At 71.3% G+C, this 20,120-nt stretch carries 21 protein-coding genes and 3 tRNA genes; 16 read left to right on the top strand and 8 right to left on the bottom strand.

Annotation, left to right across the window (positions count from 1 at the left end; translation table 11 throughout):
• The first annotated feature begins 12 nt into the window (after positions 1-12).
• On the top strand, positions 13-567 hold the full coding sequence (locus tag BCL76_RS05920) for a GNAT family N-acetyltransferase (protein ID WP_109778495.1): 555 nt from the start codon (positions 13-15) through the stop codon (positions 565-567).
• A gap of 462 nt (positions 568-1,029) precedes the next feature.
• On the opposite strand, the gene BCL76_RS05925 is transcribed toward BCL76_RS05920, so the two are convergent.
• From BCL76_RS05925 to BCL76_RS05935, 4 genes are all read right to left on the bottom strand, one after another.
• A complete protein-coding gene (locus tag BCL76_RS05925; RefSeq protein WP_109778496.1) occupies positions 1,030-2,598 on the bottom strand; it encodes a hypothetical protein in 1,569 nt (522 codons plus the stop codon).
• Positions 2,595-3,641 carry a bifunctional DNA primase/polymerase gene (locus BCL76_RS05930; RefSeq protein WP_258309356.1) on the bottom strand — a complete coding sequence of 349 codons (1,047 nt, stop codon included), beginning with the start codon at positions 3,639-3,641 and terminating at the stop codon, positions 2,595-2,597. Before BCL76_RS05930 ends, BCL76_RS05925 begins: the two co-directional genes overlap by 4 nt.
• Before the next feature lie 4 nt (positions 3,642-3,645).
• The gene (locus BCL76_RS38820) at positions 3,646-3,942 is read right to left on the bottom strand and encodes a hypothetical protein (protein ID WP_181382478.1); all 297 of its coding nucleotides are present in this window, start codon (positions 3,940-3,942) and stop codon (positions 3,646-3,648) included.
• Between the two features lie 143 nt (positions 3,943-4,085).
• Positions 4,086-4,304, bottom strand: coding sequence for a helix-turn-helix transcriptional regulator (locus BCL76_RS05935; protein WP_258309357.1), 219 nt, complete (start codon positions 4,302-4,304; stop codon positions 4,086-4,088).
• Positions 4,305-4,401: 97 nt separating this feature from the next.
• Between BCL76_RS05935 and BCL76_RS05940 the strand changes: the two genes are divergently transcribed.
• Positions 4,402-5,286 carry a helix-turn-helix domain-containing protein gene (locus BCL76_RS05940; protein ID WP_109778498.1) on the top strand — a complete coding sequence of 295 codons (885 nt, stop codon included), beginning with the start codon at positions 4,402-4,404 and terminating at the stop codon, positions 5,284-5,286.
• Positions 5,279-6,601: a tyrosine-type recombinase/integrase gene (locus BCL76_RS05945; protein ID WP_109778499.1), complete on the top strand. Its 1,323-nt coding sequence runs from the start codon at positions 5,279-5,281 to the stop codon at positions 6,599-6,601. The genes BCL76_RS05940 and BCL76_RS05945 overlap by 8 nt, the downstream gene beginning before the upstream one ends.
• Before the next feature lie 28 nt (positions 6,602-6,629).
• Here BCL76_RS05945 and BCL76_RS05950 read toward each other — a convergent pair whose 3' ends face one another.
• The gene (locus BCL76_RS05950; protein WP_030009008.1) at positions 6,630-7,118 is read right to left on the bottom strand and encodes a YajQ family cyclic di-GMP-binding protein; all 489 of its coding nucleotides are present in this window, start codon (positions 7,116-7,118) and stop codon (positions 6,630-6,632) included.
• A 200-nt stretch (positions 7,119-7,318) separates the two neighbouring features.
• Between BCL76_RS05950 and BCL76_RS05955 the strand changes: the two genes are divergently transcribed.
• The 3 genes from BCL76_RS05955 (at position 7,319) to BCL76_RS05970 (ending at position 9,195) form a co-directional block, all read left to right on the top strand.
• A tRNA-Tyr gene (locus BCL76_RS05955) sits at positions 7,319-7,400 on the top strand.
• A gap of 230 nt (positions 7,401-7,630) precedes the next feature.
• Positions 7,631-8,593, top strand: coding sequence for a hypothetical protein (locus BCL76_RS38825; RefSeq protein ID WP_181382453.1), 963 nt, complete (start codon positions 7,631-7,633; stop codon positions 8,591-8,593).
• Positions 8,594-8,754: 161 nt separating this feature from the next.
• Complete coding sequence (locus BCL76_RS05970; RefSeq protein WP_258309358.1) at positions 8,755-9,195, top strand: DUF3574 domain-containing protein; 441 nt, start codon at positions 8,755-8,757, stop codon at positions 9,193-9,195.
• Between the two features lie 34 nt (positions 9,196-9,229).
• Here BCL76_RS05970 and BCL76_RS05975 read toward each other — a convergent pair whose 3' ends face one another.
• Both BCL76_RS05975 and BCL76_RS05980 read right to left on the bottom strand, forming a co-directional pair.
• The gene (locus BCL76_RS05975) at positions 9,230-9,886 is read right to left on the bottom strand and encodes an SDR family oxidoreductase (protein ID WP_109778501.1); all 657 of its coding nucleotides are present in this window, start codon (positions 9,884-9,886) and stop codon (positions 9,230-9,232) included.
• A gap of 53 nt (positions 9,887-9,939) precedes the next feature.
• Positions 9,940-11,214, bottom strand: a complete 1,275-nt coding sequence (locus BCL76_RS05980) for an amidohydrolase family protein (protein WP_109778502.1) — start codon at positions 11,212-11,214, stop codon at positions 9,940-9,942.
• Positions 11,215-11,557: 343 nt separating this feature from the next.
• On the opposite strand from BCL76_RS05980, the gene BCL76_RS05985 reads away from it, so the two are divergent.
• The 10 genes from BCL76_RS05985 to BCL76_RS06030 all read left to right on the top strand — a co-directional run bounded on the left by BCL76_RS05985 (position 11,558) and on the right by BCL76_RS06030 (position 18,897).
• Positions 11,558-11,630: transfer RNA gene (locus BCL76_RS05985), tRNA-Thr, on the top strand.
• A 48-nt stretch (positions 11,631-11,678) separates the two neighbouring features.
• Positions 11,679-11,751 (top strand) — tRNA-Met (locus tag BCL76_RS05990).
• A gap of 88 nt (positions 11,752-11,839) precedes the next feature.
• Positions 11,840-12,004: a 50S ribosomal protein L33 gene (rpmG, locus tag BCL76_RS05995; RefSeq protein WP_003956487.1), complete on the top strand. Its 165-nt coding sequence runs from the start codon at positions 11,840-11,842 to the stop codon at positions 12,002-12,004.
• Positions 12,005-12,140: 136 nt separating this feature from the next.
• The gene (locus tag BCL76_RS06000) at positions 12,141-12,593 is read left to right on the top strand and encodes a MaoC family dehydratase N-terminal domain-containing protein (protein ID WP_109778503.1); all 453 of its coding nucleotides are present in this window, start codon (positions 12,141-12,143) and stop codon (positions 12,591-12,593) included.
• Position 12,594: 1 nt separating this feature from the next.
• Positions 12,595-13,023 (top strand): MaoC family dehydratase, encoded by a 429-nt coding sequence (locus BCL76_RS06005; RefSeq protein WP_109778504.1) that lies wholly within the window; start codon positions 12,595-12,597, stop codon positions 13,021-13,023.
• A 1,711-nt stretch (positions 13,024-14,734) separates the two neighbouring features.
• Entirely contained in the window at positions 14,735-15,304 is a 570-nt protein-coding gene (locus tag BCL76_RS06010) for a TetR/AcrR family transcriptional regulator (protein WP_109778505.1), read from the top strand.
• A gap of 87 nt (positions 15,305-15,391) precedes the next feature.
• Complete coding sequence (locus BCL76_RS06015; RefSeq protein ID WP_109778506.1) at positions 15,392-16,840, top strand: DHA2 family efflux MFS transporter permease subunit; 1,449 nt, start codon at positions 15,392-15,394, stop codon at positions 16,838-16,840.
• Between the two features lie 89 nt (positions 16,841-16,929).
• Positions 16,930-17,328, top strand: coding sequence for a DUF3291 domain-containing protein (locus BCL76_RS06020; protein WP_109778507.1), 399 nt, complete (start codon positions 16,930-16,932; stop codon positions 17,326-17,328).
• Positions 17,325-18,464 (top strand): UDP-N-acetylmuramate dehydrogenase, encoded by a 1,140-nt coding sequence (locus BCL76_RS06025; protein ID WP_258309455.1) that lies wholly within the window; start codon positions 17,325-17,327, stop codon positions 18,462-18,464. Before BCL76_RS06020 ends, BCL76_RS06025 begins: the two co-directional genes overlap by 4 nt.
• Positions 18,465-18,480: 16 nt before the next feature.
• Complete coding sequence (locus BCL76_RS06030; RefSeq protein ID WP_109778509.1) at positions 18,481-18,897, top strand: hypothetical protein; 417 nt, start codon at positions 18,481-18,483, stop codon at positions 18,895-18,897.
• Here BCL76_RS06030 and BCL76_RS06035 read toward each other — a convergent pair.
• Positions 18,887-19,906 carry an adenosine deaminase gene (locus tag BCL76_RS06035; protein WP_109778510.1) on the bottom strand — a complete coding sequence of 340 codons (1,020 nt, stop codon included), beginning with the start codon at positions 19,904-19,906 and terminating at the stop codon, positions 18,887-18,889. The two genes, BCL76_RS06030 and BCL76_RS06035, sit on opposite strands and share 11 nt — an antisense overlap.
• Between the last annotated feature and the right edge of the window lie 214 nt (positions 19,907-20,120).

Genomic DNA, 20,120 nt, shown 5'->3' on the forward strand with positions numbered 1-20,120 from the left:
GAGGGCCGCCGGATGAGTCAGCCAACACAGGCCAGCGTCGAGCAGCTCGACGGGCCGACCGCAGCCAGGGCCGAGGAGGCGTTCCGCCTGGTCTACGCCGAGGCGTTCGCCGAGCCGCCCTACGACGAGACCGAGACCGACGTCGCAGCGGCATTCCGCCGCTTCCGGTCCCAGACCCGCAAGGCCACCTTCCGCGGCGCCCTAGCGAGTAACTCGGACGGGGAGGCCGTCGGCATGGCGTACGGCTACCCCCTCGGGCCGCAGACGGGCTGGTGGGACCAACTGACCGTGCCCGTGCCCGCCGAGATGCGGCGCGAGGACGGCCGGCGAACGTTCGGCCTGATGGAACTCGCCGTGCGTGCCGCATGGCGCAGGCAGGGCATCGCCCGCCGCCTGCACGATGCCGTCCTCGACGGCACCGAGGCCGAGCGGGTCCTACTCAACGTCCACCCGGACAGTAAGGCGGCCGTGTCCGCGTACCGAGCATGGGGATACCGCAAGATCGGCGACGCGCGCCCATGGGCGGGCGCAGACCTGCACGACGTGATGCTGCTCGACCTTCACTGAGCTGCTCCCGCGCGCGTATGGCGCAGCGACCGGTCGCGGGAGCCTTCCACCAAGCGCGCCCCCTGCACGCGCGAGCGAGGGGGGGAACCGGGTGCGCGCCGACGTTCGAGGGCTGTTGTCAGTGCCCTGCGGTATTCGCGCGCGCCCGCGCACAAGGCGCGACCGGTCGCGGTGCGGACAAGGTCCCACGATTCCAGGGGGACGCAGGGGACGCAGGGGACGCAGGGGACGATCTCCGCGCTCTCCCCTCTCCTTCCCTCTTCCTTCTCTGGGTGAGACAGAGGGGAGAGGGGTTGGAATCGTCCCCTCGTCCCCCGATTGGTCCGCGGCGCCGTTCCTGCTCCGGTGGGAGGGGGACGACGCGCGACCGAGGAGGCGTACCCGTCGTCCCCCGTGCGTCCCCCGCACGTGGAAGCGCCCCGGGCGGCGGTTGCCGTTCCAGGGCGCGTGTCGGGGGCCGGGTCATGAGACGGGATCGCGGGTGACGGCGTAGACCTTTCCGTTCTTGTTGCTGCCCGACGTGCGCGCCACGGAGATGCCGCGGGCGCGGAGTGCCGGGGCTACCTGTCGGATACGGGCGCTCAGCACGGCAGGGGTCTTCGGCCAGCCATCGGCAAAGCCTCGGCCATCGCTGCTGAGCTGCCGGTGCAGCTCGCCCATGGTCCCCTGCCATCCGCCGGGCGGGAAGGCAAGAGAGGCTGTCCAGTCGCGCAGCGCGCCGGCAACCGGATGACCGTCGAGGACGGCATCGTTCAAGGCATCCTGCGCCCCATTGAACGCATCGAGGCTGCGCCAGCCTGTGACCCTGTCGAGTGCGTGTAGCAGCTCGGCGAAATCGGCGAGCCGAGCCCGTTCGGTGAGGTCGGCGGCAGCATAGGGGAGGTCGGCCCATACCTCGGCGGCGAGGTCGAGCAGGGCGCCGAGGATGCGGGGGTGTGCCTGCTCGTACGAGGCCCACAGTGCGCCGGCCGTACGCCGTTGGTCTCGGCGGATCGGCTGGAGTTCGAGCGGCATCATGCGTTCGGCAAGGTCGTTGCGGAGCGCCCCGAGGTCGATGCCGGTCAGCAGTACGGGGCGCTGGTAGGTCAGCACGTTCACGTCGTCGTCGGTGTAGAGGGCGCGGGTCACCTGCGCGTCGCCGGTGACGATGCGGCACAGGGCGTCGGACAGCCAGCCGGGCAGTCCCGAAAGGTTGTCGAGGGCGAGTACCCATCCGGCCGCGGTGGTCGGGCCGAGGTCGCGCAGGTTCTCGGGCGCCTGCCGCAGGGGCGCGCGGGCGCCCTCGATGATCCCGGTGAGCATCTGGCCCGAGGTGCTCTTGCCGGTGCCCTGCTCGCCGGTCAGGTACGCGATGGGGCGGGGCATTCCGGGGCGCAGTGCGGCCAGCAGCCAGCCGATCGCGAGCGGCAGCGTCTCGGGGGTGAAGGGCAGCAGGGTGGAAAGTTCGCCGATGCCCTCGCGCCAGCCGCCGGCCGGGCGGTCGGGTCGGGGCAGTGGCCGAACCAGTTTGGTGCGGCGCCAGACCGGACCTGCCTCGGGGTCCGGGCACGTCAAGGTCCACCCGTCTGGGGCGATACGGACCGACTCCCCGTCGGGGCGGCCGAGGTCGAGCCAGGACACCGCTGTGTCCTTGGGGTCCGCAGCGACGCGCAGGTGCAGCTCGGTCTCGGGCACCCGCATGGCGAGGGCGTCGAGCGTGGCGACGGCATCCGCGAGTGCGGTCTGCGAGGGGGTGCGGTCGTACTCGGTGACGTAGATACGGGTGAGGTGCTGCCGCAGGCTGCCAGTTCCGGTGTGCGCTGCTGCGCGCAACGGCACGGCGACGGCCGGACCGTCGTACGGGACGGCGTACGGGGCGCCGTTGTGGTGCAGGTACCGAAAGCGGTTCTGCCCGAGGACCCGCAGTACCTCGGCCTGTGGGGGCTGCTTCTCCTGCTTCGCGCTGCGCGGCTGCTTCCCGCCCTGCTCCCCCCGAGGAAAGGGGACGACGGAGCGGGCGGCGGCGATCGGGTCAAAGACGGAAGGGCTCATGCGGCGGCCCCGGTATGCGTGCGCGGGTTCCGCTCGCCTGCGGTGAGGCCGGAGCGAATCGCGGCCTCGGCCTCGCGGTCGGAAAGGCCACCGTGCCGGGCCGCGCCGAGCAGTACGTCGACGAGCTGCCCGCGGTCGAGTCGGCCTACCGCGCAGAGGGTGCCGAGGTTGAAGGCGGCGCGGTTGAGCGTGGCGTTCCGAGTGCCGGGCTGCGCCTCGGCGACAGCCCGCAGCTCGGCCTCGACGGCAGCCGCGGCGTACCCGCTGCCCATGAGGCGGGAGCGCCAAGGCAGCACGGTACGGAACCGCTCGGGGCGTACGCGGTGCCCGGTGCGGTCGAGGTCGCGTGCCAGCCAGACGGGCAGCTCGGCAACCGTGCGGCAGTCACCGAGCGCGGTGTACGTACCGGCGCGGGTGACCGTGCCCGGGGCCACGGCGTACGAGGCGCCGGCGCGCACGTCGAGCTGCCAGCCCAGTGCGCCGGCGAGCGGGCGCCATGTCGTACCGGCCGGGGCGCGGAACCAGTAGTGCAGTCCGCCGGAAGGGGTGAGCACGGTCAGTGTCTGCGGACCGCAGCCGGGCAGCGTCGCACGTCGCGCCTCGACGAGTAGAGCGAGGGTGTCGCGGCCGTCGGCGATGCTGCCGGGGGCGGCGTCCTTGGGCAGGTCGACGCCCGGGAGCAGCTCGGACTGCTCCTTGGGAGGCTGTCCGCCGTGGCAGTCCACATCGAGGATCACCAGGCCGGATGGACCCGCGGCTACGCCGACGCCAGCGGACGGCATCCGGGCCCACCATGCGGCGATGCGCTCGGCGTTGGTGGTCGCGGCGAGTACGCCGTGACAGGGGCGGCCGGCGGCGATGCACTCGCAGCCGTGCCCATCGTGCGGGACGTGGTGAGGATTGGGACGCTCCTTGGTCCCGGCTGCACAGCGGTTGCAGCCGCGCACGGGCAGCTTGGCACCCGGGGCAAGCGGGTGCACCGCGTAGCCCTGAGCGGCCAGCCACAGGGCGACGCGGAGCGGGTCGGGGGTCGGGGTCGTCAAACCGTCACCGCCCCAGGAGTGCGGCGAGGGTGGCCACGACAGCAGCGAGCCCGTCCGGGTCGGTGCCGTGCACCTGATACCCCGCGCTGCGAGCCAGTACGGCGGCGAGCGTCCGAGCGGTGTACTCGTCGATGTCGCGCGCACCTCCGATGAAGAGGCGCGCACGGAACCCGTTGGGCGTCGGGGTCAGTCCGCCCAACTCCCTGGTGGCGTCAGGAAGCACCGCCCACCCGTGCGAAACGGGCAGGCGGTAGCTCATCGTCGGCGGGGCAGTGGAGTGGCGGGGGTGCGTAGTCTGCACGGCGGGACGTCCTTCCAAGCGGCCCGGGTGGTGAGATACCCGGTGCTGCTGGCGATCACTGGCGAAGTGGGGCAGGGCGTTCGGGCCGTCGGCGTTCCAGCGCTGGCGGCCCTCGTACGTGTGGGGGGCGTTCCGGGCGCGCATCAAGCAGCGTCGACGGTCTGCGCGTCGAGCCACTTCTCGACGTCCTCCCAGCGGGCGCGCAGGTGGCGACCGACCTTGATCATGCGGGGGCCGCCGCCTCGGTGGCTCCACTGGTAGACCGTGGCGAGCGGCACGCCGCAGAAGTCGGCGAGCTCGCGGGCGGTGGCCAGCCTGCGCCTGGCAGGCTGCCGGTCCTCGGTCGGGTGTGTTTTGGACACGGGCCACTCTCCTTCGAGATGGAGCGGACGGAATTCGTTCTCTCGAAAGTTAGCGACCTCTCGCGCTGCTGTCCAGCGAAAGGTATTGTTACGCTCCATGAAGTCGAACGATGGCAAGGAACGAGAGCCCGTAGGGGTGCACTCGGCGGATGCGCCGACGGATGAAGAGCGGTGGGCGCTGGCGCTGGAGCAGGCGCCTACCTTCGGGCAAGCCCTTGGGGCGCGGATGCGGCAGGTGCGAGAGAGGAACGGGCGGACTGCGGAAGACGTCGCCAAGAGCGCACGGCACTACGGCCTGTCGTGGCACCGTCCGACGGTGGGGCAGATTGAGCAGGGGCAGCGCTCACTCTCCGCCGTCGAATTGATCATGCTCCCCGCGATCTACAGCGTCCCGCTGAACGAGTTGCTGCCGGACGAGACGGTCTGGCTCACTTCCGAACTCGGTGTGTACGGGCGGGAGGTGCGGAGGGTGCTCGGCGGGGACTACCACCCGCCTTACCGTGCGCTGTTCGCCCCTGGTGGTTGGTACCTCAAGGGTTCAAGTGATCAGGACCCCACGGAGACGGCTGTCCGCGTTGCGAAGGCTGCGGCTGAGCTCTGGCGCCGAAACTCTTGGCCGGCACACGCTGCGGCGCAGCACACGCAGGAGATGCCCGACGAGGCCGAGGCCAAGGCAGCTAAGCGGCTTGGCACGACTGCGCACTACGTCGCGTACGCCGCGCGTGACACCTGGGGGCGTGGGCTCGCCGCGGAGCGTGAGGCGCGACTGCGGGAGCGGGGCGAACTGCCGGAAGGCAAGAGGGCTCTCCAGTCCGCGCGTGGCCACATCACGCGGGCGCTCGTGGCCGAGCTGGAGCCGGTCGTGCAGGTGTACGAGGCCGAGCGGGAGCGAGCGGAGCGCGAGGAAGCGGAGAATTTCGACTCCTCAGAAATCGCCCTTACGCCCGACGAGAGACAGAAGCGAAGGGAAGCGAATGGCTGAGGTCTACGACCGGTGGCACAAGTCCCGGCCGGGCAAGGACGACAAGCAGTGCACAGATCACACCAGTAAGACCCGCAAGCTCGCCCCCAGCGGCGAGCACGGCAAGGGCAAGCGGTGGCAGGTCCGTTGGCGTGACGGGAGCGGGAAGCAGCGCAAGGAGAACTTCGACAAGCGGAGCATGGCGGACACCCGTGCGGCCACCGTCGAGGCCGACCTCGCTCGGGGGCTCTACGTGGACCCCGCCGCCGGCAAGGAGAGCTTCCGGGCGGTCGCCGAGCGGTGGCGCACCTCAGCAGCACACCGCCCCACCACCGCATCACGGGTCGAGCGGGCGCTGCGGAATCACATCTATCCGACGTTCGGCGATCGGCCCGTCGCCGGCATTCGCCCATCTGAGGTGCAGGCGTGGCTCAAGGACCGATCGCAGGCCCTCGCCCCGTCCACGCTCCGGGTGACGTATGCCTACCTGGTCAGCGTCCTGCACGCCGCGGTCGCCGACGGCATCCTCGCGAGGAACCCCTGCGAGCGGGTGCGGCTGCCCCCGAAGCGGCGGACCGAGGTCGTGCCGCTGCCAGCTGACGTCGTCCACGCGCTCATAGACGCGGCGCCGTCCTGGTACCGCTCGCTCATGCTGCTCGCCGCGGCGTCCGGGCTGCGCCAAGGCGAGGCGTTCGGGCTGGAATTGGAGCACGTCGACTTCCTGCGCCGCGAGGTCCATGTGCGACAGCAAGCGATCACCCCCGAGACGGGTGAGCCGTACCTCGGCGAGCCCAAGACGCATGAGAGCTACCGGACGGTGCCGCTCGCCAAGGCGGCCGTGGACGCGCTCGCCGCTCACCTTGAGCGCTATCCGGCGGTCGAGACGGAGATCGAGGACCGTACGGACCCGCGTAGGCCGCGCACGAGAAAGGCCCGGTTGCTCTTCCTTAACGAGCACCGTGCGCCCATCCGCCGCGACGGATGGGCGCACATATGGGCGCGCATGATCACCAACGCGAACAGGCGGCTCGCCGCAACCCACGAGCGAGCACACGCCGCATGGGTGAGGAAGGGCCGCCCGGACGGGAAGCAGCCCAAGCTGCTCCGCGTGCCGGCCGGGACGACCATGCACGACCTGCGCCACTTTTACGCCTCGCTGCTGATCAAGCACCGCGAGAACGTCAAGACGGTGCAGAAGCGCCTCGGCCATGCCAAGCCGTCGATCACGCTCGACACGTACACGCACCTGTGGCCGGACGACGAGGACACAACGCGGGCAGCTGTCGAGGCGGTCCTCGGCGATGTGCCCCCGTTGTGCCCTGCCAAGCTCGCCTAGAAGCGTTTTAGCAGGTCAGAGACCCTGATCAGCGGTAGTTCACGAACTGGATCGCGAAGTCCAGGTCCTTGCCCTTGAGCAGCGCCTGGACCTCCTGGAGGTCGTCACGGCTCTTGGAGCTGACACGCAGCTCCTCGCCCTGGACCTGGGCCTTGACGCCCTTGGGACCCTCGTCACGGATGATCTTCGCGACCTTCTTGGCGTTCTCCTGGGAGATGCCCTCCTCGATCGTGGCGAAGATCTTGTACTCCTTGCCGGACAGCTGCGGCTCCCCGGCGTCCAGCGCCTTCAGCGAGATCCCGCGCTTGACCAGCTTGGTCTCGAAGACGTCGAGGACGGCCTTCACGCGCTCCTCGGAGTTCGCCTCCATCAGGATCTTCTCGCCGGACCAGGCGATCGTGGCGCCGGTGCCCTTGAAGTCGTAGCGCTGCGAGAGCTCCTTGGCGGCCTGGTTGAGGGCGTTGTCGACCTCCTGCCGCTCGACCTTCGAGACGATGTCGAAACTGGAGTCGGCCATGTGCTGTGGCTCCTTGAAGTCGGTTGTGATCACCCCGAAGGGCGCGGCCGGACATGCCCGGACCGCTCGGCAAAGCCTAGCCACCGCGCCCACCCGTGGCGCTGATCAATCCGGTGGTGAAGCACCCCCGGTCATCGGGTATCGTTTACGTCGTTGCCAGGGAGCGCCGCCGCGAGGCGGAAAAAATGGCAGCAAATCTTGGCGGTGTGCCCGAGTGGCCAAAGGGAGCAGACTGTAAATCTGCCGGCTCAGCCTACCCAGGTTCGAACCCTGGCGCCGCCACGCGAGTGGAACCCCCGTTCATCTGTGGAATCACAGTGAGCGGGGGTTCTTTCGTTCCCGGCCACTCGACATTGCTCCGGGCAGATGAACCACTCACCTGACTGGGCCACAGCCCCGGCCCTGCCGGCGCTACGAGGAGGCCGCGCCCGGGTCGGATGGGCGGCGCGTGACGCACGCACCCCTCCCATCGCATCCCGCGGCAGCACGTGGCGCCGGCGGGTAAGGAAGCCATGAACCTGAACCATCAGACGGCGACGATTCAACGGCCCCGGGGGCGTTCCCGGGTTCTGCTCGCCTCCATCGCCGCAGCGGCAGCCCTCACCGGCCAGCTGATCGCGTTGGCCCCGGCCGCATCGGCGGACGGGCCGAAGCCGACGGGCCACCACAACGCGAAGCCCGCCGAAGGCAAGAAGCACGGGCACTCGGAACAGGCCAAGGACAAGAAGCACACGCCCCCGGTCGTCCACGGCCTGAGGCAGTTCACCTCGGACAACACCTTCACCCCGCCGCCGGGCGTCACGTCGGTGTTCGTCCAGGCGTGGGGCGCCGGCGGTGGCGGCGGCGGTGGCGGCGGGTCCGCGCGCAACAACGGCGGCGGTGGCGGCGGTGGCAACCCCAACAACCCCAACAACCCGAACAACGGAGGCGAGGCGGCCGCGGACGCGGACGCTGCCTCCGCCGCCCGGAACAACACCGGTGGCCACGGAGGTGGCGGCGGTGGCGGCGGCTTCACCTGGTGCGTCATCCCGGTCACCCCGCTGACGGACTACGGGGTGGACGTCGGTACCGGGGGTGCCAACGGCCTCGGCGGCGCACCGGGTGCCAACGGCACCGCCGGCACCGCGGGCTCCACCACGTCGCTGACCGTGGCGTCGAGCAACACCGTCCTCATCACCGCCACCGGCGGCACCGGCGGCGGTGGCGGCGGCGCCGCGGACCGCGGTCCCGGCGAACCCGGCACGCCCGGCCTGGGCGGCAGCGGCTCCTGCTCCTCGGGCGGCGTCAACCACCAGGGCTCCCCGGGCAACGCCGACGGCACCGGCGGTGGCACCGCCGACGGCATCGTCGAGCTCCCGGCGGGTGCGGCCTTCGGCGGCGACGGCGGCCGCGGCGGCGGCACCAACCGGGCCATCGGCAACTCCGGCTCCCGTGGCAAGGACGGCGGAGACGGCTACGTAGTCATCTACTGGTAGCCACACCCGCGCAGCACACACCGACCGGAAGCCCGTCCCGCCCGTGACCCGGACGGGCGGGCTTCCCGCCGTCGCCCGCTCGCGCGCGCACCCGCCCGCCCTCGTGCGCCGACGCGCCGATCACGGCCGCAACGTCGGCGGCTCCTGTTCGTTCACCGGGGGTGAAATGGACATCTGACACGCGCGGGAAGGTCGGTGGCGGGGTGCTCATGGCCCTGCTCGGCGCAGGGATTCCGGCTCTGGTGGGAGCGGCTCTCCACACGGACGTCGGGCAGCCCTACCAGGAGACCCGCCTCTACTTCGGCACCCAGCGGGCCGACGGCCGCGACCCGGTCGAGGAACGCGAGTTCATGCGGTTCCTGGACCTGGAGATCACCCCCGCCTTCCCCGAGGGGCTGACCCTCCACGACGGGTACGGCCAGTGGCGCGGCCAGGACGGCAAGACCGTCCGCGAGACCTCGTACGAGGTGGTCCTCCTCTACCCGGAGAAGGAGGCCGACGAGCGCAGCACGCGCATCGAGCGGATCCGGCAGGCGTACGAGGACCGGTACCAGCAGGACTCCGTCGGCCGGTCCGACGACAAGATCAGCGCCGGGTTCTGAACCACCGGGCCGCCGGACTGCCCGGGCCGCGGCCTCAGTTGCCCGCCACGTCCTTCACGGCCACCTGTACCGGCGTGGAACCGGAGACCAGTTCCAGGGTCAGGCCCGCCGTCGCCGGGGTCTCGACCAGTTCGGCCAGCACCGCCGCCACGTCGTCGCGCGGGACGGCCCCTCGGCCCGTCCGCACCTCCAGACGGACCAGGCCCGTCCCGGCGTCGTCGATCAGCGAACCGGGTCGCAGGACCGTCCACTCCAGGCCCAGCCGGGTCCGTACGTGGTCATCGGCCTCGCCCTTGGCCCGCAGGTACGCGTCGAAGACCTCATCGCCCCCGTGATGCGCGTCCGCTCCCATCGAAGAGACCATCAGGAAACGCCGCACGCGGGCGCGTTCGGCGGCGTCGGCGAACAGCACCGCCGCGCCCCGGTCCACGGTGTCCTTCCGCCCGATCCCGCTGCCGGGGCCCGCACCGGCCGCGAACACCGCCACGTCCGCACCCTGAAGAATTCCCGCCACATGCTCCACCGAGGCCGATTCCAGATCGCAGAGCACCGGCTCGGCGCCCGCCTGCCTCAGGGCGTCGCCCTGCGCCGGATCGCGGACGATGCCCGCGACCTCGTACCCACGCGCGGCGAGCAGGCGCTCCAGCCGCAGCGCGATCTGACCGTGTCCACCCGCGATGACGATGCGCATGACCCGACCGTACGACGAGCGGGGCGCCGACGCCCGCGAGCGGACGGCGAACTTCAGGGCCCCGACTCCGTACGGCCCTGCCGGGGCAGGTCCAGGGCCACCGCGACGGCGGAGTCGCAGTACTCCCGTACGGCACTCGTACGGGCTACGACGCGCCCGCGGTGGATCACGATCCGGCTGTAGGCGAGGGACAACACGCCCGCGATCCGGTCGCCGCGAACGGCGAGCAGCTCCGCCGGGAAACCGGCCTCCACCCGGACCTCGGGCAGGCCCATGGCCTCGCGGGCGCAGCCGCTGACGGACTCGTAGGCCTCACCCGCCCGGAGCCCTCCCTGGGAGGCCAGCAGATACGCGGCCTCCAGCGGGTCCCCGCGGCCGACGGGGTTCCCGGCGTCGCGCAGCGCCCCGCTGCCGGCCGCTACGCGCACACCGGCGGCCCGCAGCAGCCGCACCGGCGCGGTGCGCAGGCCGCGGCGTTCCAGGGCCGCGCAGTCGCCCTGGGGCAGGCAGGTGACCCGCACGCCGGCCGCGGCCAGTTGGTCGGCGGCGCGGGCGGCCGCGTCCAGCGGGAGCCGGGCCAGGCCGCCGCAGGGGCCGATGGTCACTCCCGGGCGCAGCCCGCCGGCCATCGCCGCGAGCCGGGCGAGGCGGCCCGGATCGTCACCGTCCGTGTGCAGGTCCACGGGGCAGCCGTGCTCGCCGGCGAGTTCGAGGACGGCCTCGAGGAAGCCCGTCGGGTCCGGGTCCAGGTCCGGGCAGCCGCCGATCACGGACGCGCCCATCTTGACCGCGTCCCGCAGCATGGCCAGCCCGTCCGCGCCGGCCACCCCGGTCAACAGTCGGGGGACGGCCACGGCGGTGAGGTCGGCGAGCCCGCGCAGGGAGCGACGGGCCTGGAGCACGGCTTCCATGGGGCCGAGACCGTGCACGTCGCCGATGCGGACGTGGGAGCGGACGGCGGTGGCGCCGTGGCCGAGCTGGAGCAGGGCGGCTTCGGTGGCCCGGCGCTGGACCTCGTCCGGGGTGTAGGAGACGGGCCCGTCGGCATCGGCCGTCAGCGCGGTGTCCCCGTGGGCGTGCGGCTCGGCGGGGGCGGGGAGCAGCAGGTAGCCGGTCAGGTCCACCCGGGACAGCGCGGGGGCGGGGAGGCTGCCCGTGGTGCCTACGGCCTGGATCCGGCCGCCGCCGAGGCGGACGTCGACGGTGCGGCCGTCGGTGAGGCGGGCCCCGGTGAGCAGCAGGGTGGTGGCCTCGGCTGCGGCCGCGTCGCCGTCTCCGTTTCCGCTGCGGCGCGATCGGAACGGCTGCTGCGGCTGGCTGTCGGACATCGCGCTCCTGCGGTGGCTCGGGCGGTTCCTGGAGCCGTGGCCCGCGGCCCAAGATCACGCAGCGTGCTCCGAGCCTAGGGCGCGGGGCAGCCCGCTTCGCGGAAGAGCGCAATAGTCGTACCGGTGTGGTGCCACGCGCCGGAGCGCCCGTACGTGCGCCCCGACGGGCTCCGAGGCTGCGATCTGTCACGACCGCAGTGTGAGCCCGACCACAATCTGCCCGAGAAGTGGGTCGGAAGTGATCCATGGGTTGATCGACAGCGGGTCGCGAACCCCCTCGGAGCCCTGTCCCCGCAAAGGATTTGGGCGATCGGCAGGCAACCGTGTAATGTCTTCATCGCTCGCCCCAATAGCTCAGTCGGTAGAGCGTCTCCATGGTAAGGAGAAGGTCTGCGGTTCGATTCCGCATTGGGGCTCTGGTGAGAGAGGTTCCCCGCCCTCGGGTGGGGAGCTGATCACATCAAAGCGGCGTAGCTCAGTCGGTAGAGCAAGCGGCTCATAATCGCTGTGTCACCGGTTCAAGTCCGGTCGCCGCTACACACAGTAGCCGATTGCGGGGTCGGTCTCCCGGTCGGCTACTCTTGTATGCGTTCATCCGTCCCAATTTCCGTCAAGGAGCACTCACGTGGCTGCCACCGACGTCCGCCCGAAGATCACGCTGGCCTGCGTGGAGTGCAAGGAGCGGAACTACATCACCAAGAAGAACCGGCGTAACAACCCGGACCGTCTTGAGATGAAGAAGCACTGCCCGCGCTGCAACTCGCACACCGCGCACCGCGAGACCCGCTGACCCCAGCGAAGTCTCGAATAACAGGCACAGTCATGAGGTCGTCCCCTTCATTGGGGGCGGCCTTATGTCGTTTCCGTGCCCGTTCCTGTCTTTGTTCTTGCGTCATTCGTGTCCCTTCAACAGGAGGTAGTGAGTCATGGCTCTCGACCAGTCCTTCGTGGGGCGGAGCTACCCGCCCACCGATCCGTACGAGGTCGGCCGGGAGAAGATCCGCGAATTCGCGGCTGCGGTGGGTGACACCAATCCCGTCTACAGCGATCCCGAAGCCGCGAAGTCGTACGGCTACCCCGATGTGATCGCGCCCCCGACTTTTGTGTTCGCGATCACCTTCAAGGCCGCCGGCCAGGTCGTCGAGGACCCGCAGTTGGGACTGGACTACAGCCGCGTCGTGCACGGTGACCAGAAGTTCGCGTACACCCGCCCGGTGCGCGCCGGTGACCGCCTGTCGGTGACCTCCACCATCGAGTCCGTGAAGTCGCTCGCGGGCAATGACGTCATCGACATCCGCGGCGAGGTCCATGACGAGACCGGCGAGCACGTGGTGACGGCCTGGACGAAGCTCGTCTCCCGCGCCCCCGAGGAGGCCTGACATGGCAGCACAGATCCAGTACGCCGACGTCGAGGTCGGCACCGAGCTGCCGGCGGCGTCCTTCCCCGTGACGCGCGCCACGCTCGTCCAGTACGCGGGCGCCTCGGGCGACTTCAACCCGATCCACTGGAACGAGAAGTTCGCCAAGAAGGTGGGACTGCCGGACGTGATCGCGCACGGCATGTTCACCATGGCCGAGGCGATCCGCGTGGTCACCGACTGGGTCGGCGACCCGGGCGCGGTGGTCGAGTACGGCGTGCGCTTCACCAGGCCGGTCGTGGTTCCCAACGACGACCAGGGCGGGCTGATCGAGGTCACCGCGAAGGTCGCCGCGAAGCTGGACGACAACCGCGTCCGCGTCGACCTGACGGCCATGAGCGCGGGCCAGAAGGTCCTGGGCATGTCCCGCGCGGTGGTCGAACTGGCCTGAGCCGACGGCACGCAACGGGAAGGGGCGGGAGGCCCGGTTCGGCGCCTCCCGCCCCTTCCCGTTGCGTGGGGGGGATGGGGCGGCTGGGCGGGCAGGTGGCAGGCGGGCGCCCGGGCGGCTGGGCGGCCGCGGGGGACGGCTGACCGGGGCCGTGAAGGTGGGCGGTGGCTTCGGGGTGCGGGATCTGCTCGGGCGGCATCAGTGATGGGTATGGGGGTTTCCCGTCAGTCTCATCGTCTCTCCGTGTCGGGCCGGCCCCTCAAGGGCGCTCCTCCTTCGTCGTCGCGTCGCTTCGCGATGGCCTGCGGCCACCCTTGACCGACCGTCCCGCCCCGGACATACGAAGACTGTCGGGAAGCCCCCAAAAGAACGAGCCGGTCGAAGGTCTGAGGGGCGGGGACATCACAGAAGCCCAGGCCCGGTCCCGGTGGGGCGATCCCGAGACGAGGCCATGACAGCCGCTGGCCGGGTCGGGGGAAGCGCCCCCATTCGCTGCGCGCTGCTCATGTCTCAGCGTCCGACGACCGTCCGTGGCTGGACATAAGCCGCCCACCTCGTACGTACGTCTCTCTGGCGGCGTCCGGCGGCTGTCTGTGGTTGGGCATAGGCCGCCCACCTCGCACGCGCTTCTCCCTGGCGGCGTCCGACGGTCGTCCGTGGCCGGCCATGAGCCGCCTCAGATCGCTACGCGCTTCAGCCGCACGGCGACCGACGGCCGGTTCCGCCGAGAGGGGCGGGCGGCCGATGGCTCGTCCATTCGGTCGTGGGACCGGGTCAGCGCCTGCACGACACCACAAACCCGCGCCCAAACAGGGGTAATTGGGGCCAATCGCCAGCCTTCCGGACCGCCCACCCGGGCTGACCCGCATCCACCACGAAATAGCCGCAGTCCCACGCCTTTTCGCCCCGGACGAGGGCCGGACGCCTCATCGATGGGGAGCATCCGACGGTCCGGGGCGGCCTGCGCCCGGCCACAGACGGTCGTCGGACGCCGTCTTGGAGAAGTGCGGGGTGGTCGGCGGCTTGTGTTCGGTGCCGGCCGGTCGTCGGGCGCGTGTCCAGCGTCGGATCGAGGTCGTGGGTGGCCTGTGCCCGGCCATGGACGGTTGTCGGACGCCGTGAGCGAGGAGCGCCGGCGTCGTGGGCGGCTCATGTCCAGCCACAGACGGTCGTCGGACGCCGAGACGTGCGGAGCGCATAGCGAGTTGGCGCGCCTCACCCGACCGGGGCCCGGGTCCGGACGATCCCGAGACGGGATCGTCGCCCACGCCCGACAGGGACGGGGCGTCTCCGACCACCCCGTCCCTGTCTCTTGTCCTCCCGGCTCGTTCTTTTGGGGGCTTCCCGACAGTCTTCGTATGTCCGGGGCGGGACGGTCGGTCAAGGGTGGAGCGCAGCGACATCGCGAAGCGACGCGACCGAAGGGAGCGCCCTTGAGGGACCGGCCCGACACGGAGAGACGATGAGACTGACGGGAAACCCCCATACCCATCACTGATGCCGCCCGAGCAGATCCCGCACCCCGTAGCCACCGCCCCGCTTCACGGCCCCGCGGCCCCGCGCCCCCCCCCCCCCCGAAGCCCCCGCCCGGCGGTCTCCGCGCGTTCCGGCGTCGCCGTCCAGCTCCTACGGCCCCCGCCCCGGCCCGACCCCGGGCCCGGCCCCGGCGCCCCCCTTGACTTAGTTAGTGATTGAGCACTAACTTTGTCTTATGGTCAGGATGAGCGCAGACGAGCGGCGTGAGAGTGTCATTCGGGCGGCGATGCACGAGTTCGCCCGGGGTGGCTACTACGGGACGTCCACCGAGGCGATCGCCAGGCGGGTGGGTGTTTCGCAGCCGTACCTCTTCCGGCTCTTCCCCAACAAGCAGGCGATCTTCCTGGCCGCCTCCGAGCGTTGCCTGAGGGACACACGTGAGGTCTTCGCCGCCGCGGTCGAAGGCCTGCGCGGGGAAGAGGCGCAGCAGGCCATGGCCAACGCGTACACGCAGCTGATCATCGAGGATCCCGACAAGCTCCAGATGCAGCTCCAGATGTACGTCACCGTGGCCGCCGCCGAGGCGGCCGGGGATCACGAGCTCGGCGAGCTGGTCCGCAAGGGCTGGATGGAGCTCTGGGACACCGTGCACGTGCCGCTCGGCGCGGACGCGGGGGAGACGACGACCTTCATGGCGTACGGGATGCTCATCAACACCCTTGCCGCCATGGGGTTCCCGCCCGAACATCGGGTCTGGCAGGGTTTCTACCCCGACGCCGGGGTCAAGGGTCGCCTGGAGAAGTGAGTGAACTCCGTGCCGGCCGTCCGGCGCGGTTTCGCATGATCAGTGAAGTTAGTCAGCAATAACTAACAAAAGCCGCAGGGGGAAATCGTGAACACACCCGACACCGACACCAAGCTCCGCGGCCCCGCCGTCTGGGCCCTGGTACTCACCGGCGTGGCCAGCTTCATGGCCGCGCTCGACAACCTGGTCGTCACCACCGCCCTTCCCGCCATCCGGGCGGACCTCGGCGGCAAGCTGGAGGACCTGGAATGGACGGTGAACGCGTACACGCTCACCTTCGCCGTCCTCCTCATGTTCGGTGCCGCCCTCGGGGACCGCTTCGGTCGACGCCGGCTGTTCATCGTGGGCCTCGCGATCTTCACCGGCGCCTCCGCCGCGGCCGCCCTCTCGTCCGGCATCGACGCCCTCATCGCCGCCCGCGCCGTCCAGGGCGTCGGCGCGGCGATCATGATGCCGCTCACCCTCACCCTGCTGACCGCCGCCGTGCCGGCCGCCCGCCGCGGCATGGCCCTCGGGATCTACGGCGCCGTCACCGGCCTCGCCGTCGCCAGCGGCCCCCTCATCGGCGGCAGCCTCACCGAGCACATCTCCTGGCAGTGGATCTTCTGGCTCAACGTGCCGATAGGCCTCGCCCTGATCCCGCTCGCCCGGCTCCGTCTCGCCGAGTCCACCGCCCCCGACGCGCGCCTCGACATCCCCGGCACCCTGCTCATCAGCGGTGGCCTCTTCGGCATCGTCTACGCCCTGGTCAACGCCAACTCCGAGGGCTGGACCAGCGCCACCGTCCTGACCGGCCTGATCGTCGGCGCCGCCCTCGTCGGCGGCTTCATCCACCACGGCTTCAACAACGCCAACCCCATGCTCCCCATGCGGCTCTTCCGTGACCGCGGCTTCCTCGGGATCAACCTCGCCAGCCTGCTGATGTTCCTCGGCATGTTCGGCTCGATCTTCCTGCTCAGCCAGTTCCTCCAGGGCGTCGCCGGCTACTCGCCCACCGAGGCCGGCCTGCGCATGCTCCCCTGGACCGGAATGCCGATGATCGTCGCCCCGCTGGCCGGGATCCTCTCCGACCGCATCGGCGGCCGCCCCGTCGTCGCCGCCGGGCTGGCCTTCCAGGCCCTCGGCCTCGGCTGGTTCGCCGCGATCCTGAGCGCGGACGTCTCCTACGCGGCCCAGCTCCCGCCGCTGATCCTCAGCGGGATCGGTATGGCCCTCTACTTCGCCCCCGCCGCCAACGTCCTGATGTCCACCGTCGCCCCGGCCGACCAGGGCAAGGCCTCCGGCACCAACAACGCCCTGCGCGAGGTCGGCGGAGCCCTCGGCGTCGCGGTCCTGGCCTCGGTCTTCTCCGCCCAGGGCGGCTACGAATCCCCGCAGGCCTTCACCGACGGCACCGTCCCCGCCCTGTGGATCGGCGCCGGCGCGGTCGCCCTCGCCGCCGGACTGGCCCTGCTGGTGCCCCGTAAGGCCAAGGCCGACCGGGCCCCCGCCGACCGGAGTGTCACGGTCCCCGAGAAGGTCCCGGCCGCGGGCTGACCCGCCGACGGACCGGTCCGTACGCCGGCCCGTCCACCAGCTCGTCCACCACCCCGTACACCCCGCCTCGCAGCCAAGGAGTGCCCGCCGTGCCCGACATCCCCTGGTCCACGCCCACCCAGGCCGCCCCCGACGCCGAGGTCTACGTCATGGCCTCCCGCTTCGAGACCGCCACGCTCACCGGCGCCGTCAGGTTCTTCCTCAAGGCGCCCGGCATCATCCTCCAGATACGCAAGGCCCCCGGTGCCCACGGCGTCGCGCTGCGCGCCCGCGTCTTCAGCCGGACCTTCCTCACCCTCTCCGCGTGGGAGGACCGGGACGCGCTCTACCGCTTCGCCCGCAGCGAGCCCCACCGCACCAGCTCCCGCGCAGCCAGCGCGTACATGAAGGAATCGGCCTTCACCTACTGGACCGTGCCGGCCCGCGAGCTCCCCCTCACCTGGGCCGAAGCCGAACGGCGCCTCGCCGAACAGAACACGAGCCGCTGACCCGCCCGGCAGGGGGGACGAGTGAGGACGGTCCGTGGCCCCGCAGGGATGCGAGGGGCACGGACCGTACTCTTGTCCACGTGCAGGAACTCCACGATGCCCCCCTCGCCCCGCTGACCACCTTCCGTCTCGGTGGTCCCGCCGCCCGCCTGGTCACCGCGACCACCGACGCCGAGGTCGTCGCCACCGTGCGCGCCGCGGACGAGAGCGGCACCCCGCTCCTGGTCATCGGGGGCGGCAGCAACCTGGTCATCGGCGACCGGGGCTTCGACGGCACCGCCCTGCGCATCGCGACCACCGGCTTCACCCTCGACGGCACCACCCTGGAGCTCGCCGCGGGCGAGAACTGGAGCGACGCCGTCGCCCGTACCGTCGATGCCGGCCTCGCCGGGATCGAGTGCCTCGCCGGGATCCCCGGCTCGGCCGGCGCCACCCCGATCCAGAACGTCGGTGCGTACGGCCAGGAGGTCTGCGACACCATCACCGAGGTCGTCGCCTACGACCGCACCACCGGCGAAACGGTCACTCTGAGCGCCGCCGAATGCGCCTTCCGGTACCGCAACAGCACCTTCAAGGACCAGCCCGACCGCTACGTCGTCCTACGCGTGCGCTTCGCCCTGGAGGACGCGGGCGGCCTGTCCGCGCCGATCAAGTACCCCGAGACCGCCCGCGCCCTCGGCGTCGAGGCCGGCGACCGGGTCCCGGCCACCACCGCCCGCGAGACGGTGCTGCGGCTGCGCGCCGGCAAGGGCATGGTCCTCGACCCCACCGACCACGACACCTGGTCGGCCGGTTCCTTCTTCCACAACCCGATCCTGACCGACGAGGCCTACGCCGCCTTCCTCGCCCGCGCCCAGGACCGCCTCGGCCCCGACACCGCCCCGCCCGCGTACCCCGCCGGCGACGGCCGTACGAAGACCAGCGCGGCCTGGCTGATCGACAAGGCCGGTTTCACCAAGGGCTACGGCACCGGCCCGGCGCGCATCTCCACCAAGCACACCCTCGCCCTCACCAACCGCGGCGAGGCCACCACCGAGGATCTCCTCACCCTGGCCCGCGAGGTCGTCGCGGGCGTCCACGCGGCCTTCGGCGTCACCTTGGTCAACGAACCGGTGACGGTCGGCGTCAGCATCTGAGGAGCCCCGGCCGCCCATGCTCTGTCCCCTGCACGGGGCCGGTACGGACCCCACCCGTCTCGTGGGGCGCACGCTCAGCCGAGTCGTGGCGTCCTGGCACATCAGTGACGGCGAACGTTCCGAGGCGCCCCTCGACGTCTGGCTGATCGACAGCATCGGCGACACCATCAGGATCACCACCGGATCCGACCAGTGCCTCATCGTCGAGTCCGCCACCCCGCACGCCGCGTACGACATGGGGGAGTGGGGCCGCATCGAGGTCGGTGAGGACCTCGGCGACCACCCCTTCCTACGACACGTCGGCGAGACCGTCGCCTCGGTCGCCGAGTTCGCCCTGCCCGAGCAGGGCCGCACCCACCTGGAGATCGGCTTCCTGGACGGCGGGCGGGTACGCGCCGACTGCTACGAGGGGGACCTGCGGCTCACCCGGTGAGCCAGTGGTCGATCCCCGCCAGCAGCTTGGCCTGTACCTCGTCGGGCGCCGCGCTGCCGCGTACCGACTGACGGGCCAGCTCGGCGAGCTCCGCGTCCGTGAAGGCGTGGTGGCGGCGGGCGATCTCGTACTGGGCCGCGAGCCGGGACCCGAAGAGCAGCGGGTCGTCCGCGCCCAGCGCCATGGGCACCCCGGCCTCGAAGAGCGTGCGCAGCGGGACGTCCTCGGGCCGCTCGTAGACCCCGAGGGCGACGTTGGAGGCGGGGCAGACCTCGCAGGTGATCTGCCGGTCGGCGAGCCGCTTGAGCAGCCGGGGGTCCTCGGCGGCCCGCACTCCGTGGCCGATGCGGGAGGCGTGCAGGTCGTCGAGGCAGTCGCGTACGGAGGACGGGCCGGTGAGCTCGCCGCCGTGCGGGGCGGCGAGGAGGCCGCCCTCGCGGGCGATCGCGAAGGCCCGGTCGAAGTCGCGGGCCATGCCGCGGCGCTCGTCGTTGGAGAGGCCGAAGCCGACGATGCCGCGGTCGGCGTAACGGACGGCGAGGCGGGCGAGGGTCCGGGCGTCGAGGGGGTGCTTCATGCGGTTGGCGGCGATGAGGACCCGCATGCCGAGGCCGGTCTCGCGGGAGGCCGCGTCCACGGCGTCCAGGATGATCTCGACGGCCGGGATCATTCCGCCGAGCAGGGGGGCGTAGGAGGTGGGATCCACCTGGATCTCCAGCCAGCCGCTGCCGTCCCGTACGTCCTCCTCGGCGGCCTCGCGGACCAGCCGCCGGATGTCGTCGGGCTCGCGCAGGCAGGAGCGGGCGGCGTCGTAGAGCCGCTGGAAGCGGAACCAGCCCCGCTCGTCGGTGGCGCGGAGCTTGGGGGGTTCGCCGGCGGTGAGGGCGTCCGGGAGCCGGACGCCGTACTTGTCGGCGAGCTCCAGCAGGGTCGACGGCCGCATCGACCCGGTGAAGTGCAGGTGGAGGTGGGCCTTGGGCAGAAGCGTGAGATCGCGTGCGTGCTCCATCTGGTGATCCTGCCGTACCGCTGCGCTCGGCGGGAGGGGGTTTTACCGATCGGGGGCTTGCGCGAACGCGTGAGCGGGGGCGGATCCGCTGCGCGGGGCCTTCCGGGCGCCGCCCGGACCCGCGCCTCAATCGCCGGCGGGGCTGAAGGATCGCCTCAAACGCCGGCGGGGCTGAGAGAGGCGGCGGGGCTGAGAGAGGCAGGCTGGGAGAACC

It is taken from the genome of Streptomyces sp. CG 926 (assembly GCF_003148825.1).
GTDB lineage: Bacteria > Actinomycetota > Actinomycetes > Streptomycetales > Streptomycetaceae > Streptomyces.

Bases quoted from the DNA above. Each gene is read 5' to 3' on its own strand.
- BCL76_RS05925 (WP_109778496.1), bottom strand. From the start codon at position 2,598: ATGAGCCCTTCCGTCTTTGACCCGATCGCCGCCGCCCGCTCCGTCGTC.
- BCL76_RS05920 (WP_109778495.1), top strand. From the start codon at position 13: ATGAGTCAGCCAACACAGGCCAGCGTCGAGCAGCTCGACGGGCCGACC.
- BCL76_RS05940 (WP_109778498.1), top strand. From the start codon at position 4,402: ATGAAGTCGAACGATGGCAAGGAACGAGAGCCCGTAGGGGTGCACTCG.
- BCL76_RS05945 (WP_109778499.1), top strand. From the start codon at position 5,279: ATGGCTGAGGTCTACGACCGGTGGCACAAGTCCCGGCCGGGCAAGGAC.
- BCL76_RS05950 (WP_030009008.1), bottom strand. From the start codon at position 7,118: ATGGCCGACTCCAGTTTCGACATCGTCTCGAAGGTCGAGCGGCAGGAG.
- BCL76_RS06000 (WP_109778503.1), top strand. From the start codon at position 12,141: ATGGCTCTCGACCAGTCCTTCGTGGGGCGGAGCTACCCGCCCACCGAT.
- BCL76_RS05980 (WP_109778502.1), bottom strand. From the start codon at position 11,214: ATGTCCGACAGCCAGCCGCAGCAGCCGTTCCGATCGCGCCGCAGCGGA.
- BCL76_RS06035 (WP_109778510.1), bottom strand. From the start codon at position 19,906: ATGGAGCACGCACGCGATCTCACGCTTCTGCCCAAGGCCCACCTCCAC.
- BCL76_RS05975 (WP_109778501.1), bottom strand. From the start codon at position 9,886: ATGCGCATCGTCATCGCGGGTGGACACGGTCAGATCGCGCTGCGGCTG.
- BCL76_RS06010 (WP_109778505.1), top strand. From the start codon at position 14,735: ATGGTCAGGATGAGCGCAGACGAGCGGCGTGAGAGTGTCATTCGGGCG.
- BCL76_RS38825 (WP_181382453.1), top strand. From the start codon at position 7,631: ATGAACCTGAACCATCAGACGGCGACGATTCAACGGCCCCGGGGGCGT.
- BCL76_RS06005 (WP_109778504.1), top strand. From the start codon at position 12,595: ATGGCAGCACAGATCCAGTACGCCGACGTCGAGGTCGGCACCGAGCTG.
- BCL76_RS06030 (WP_109778509.1), top strand. From the start codon at position 18,481: ATGCTCTGTCCCCTGCACGGGGCCGGTACGGACCCCACCCGTCTCGTG.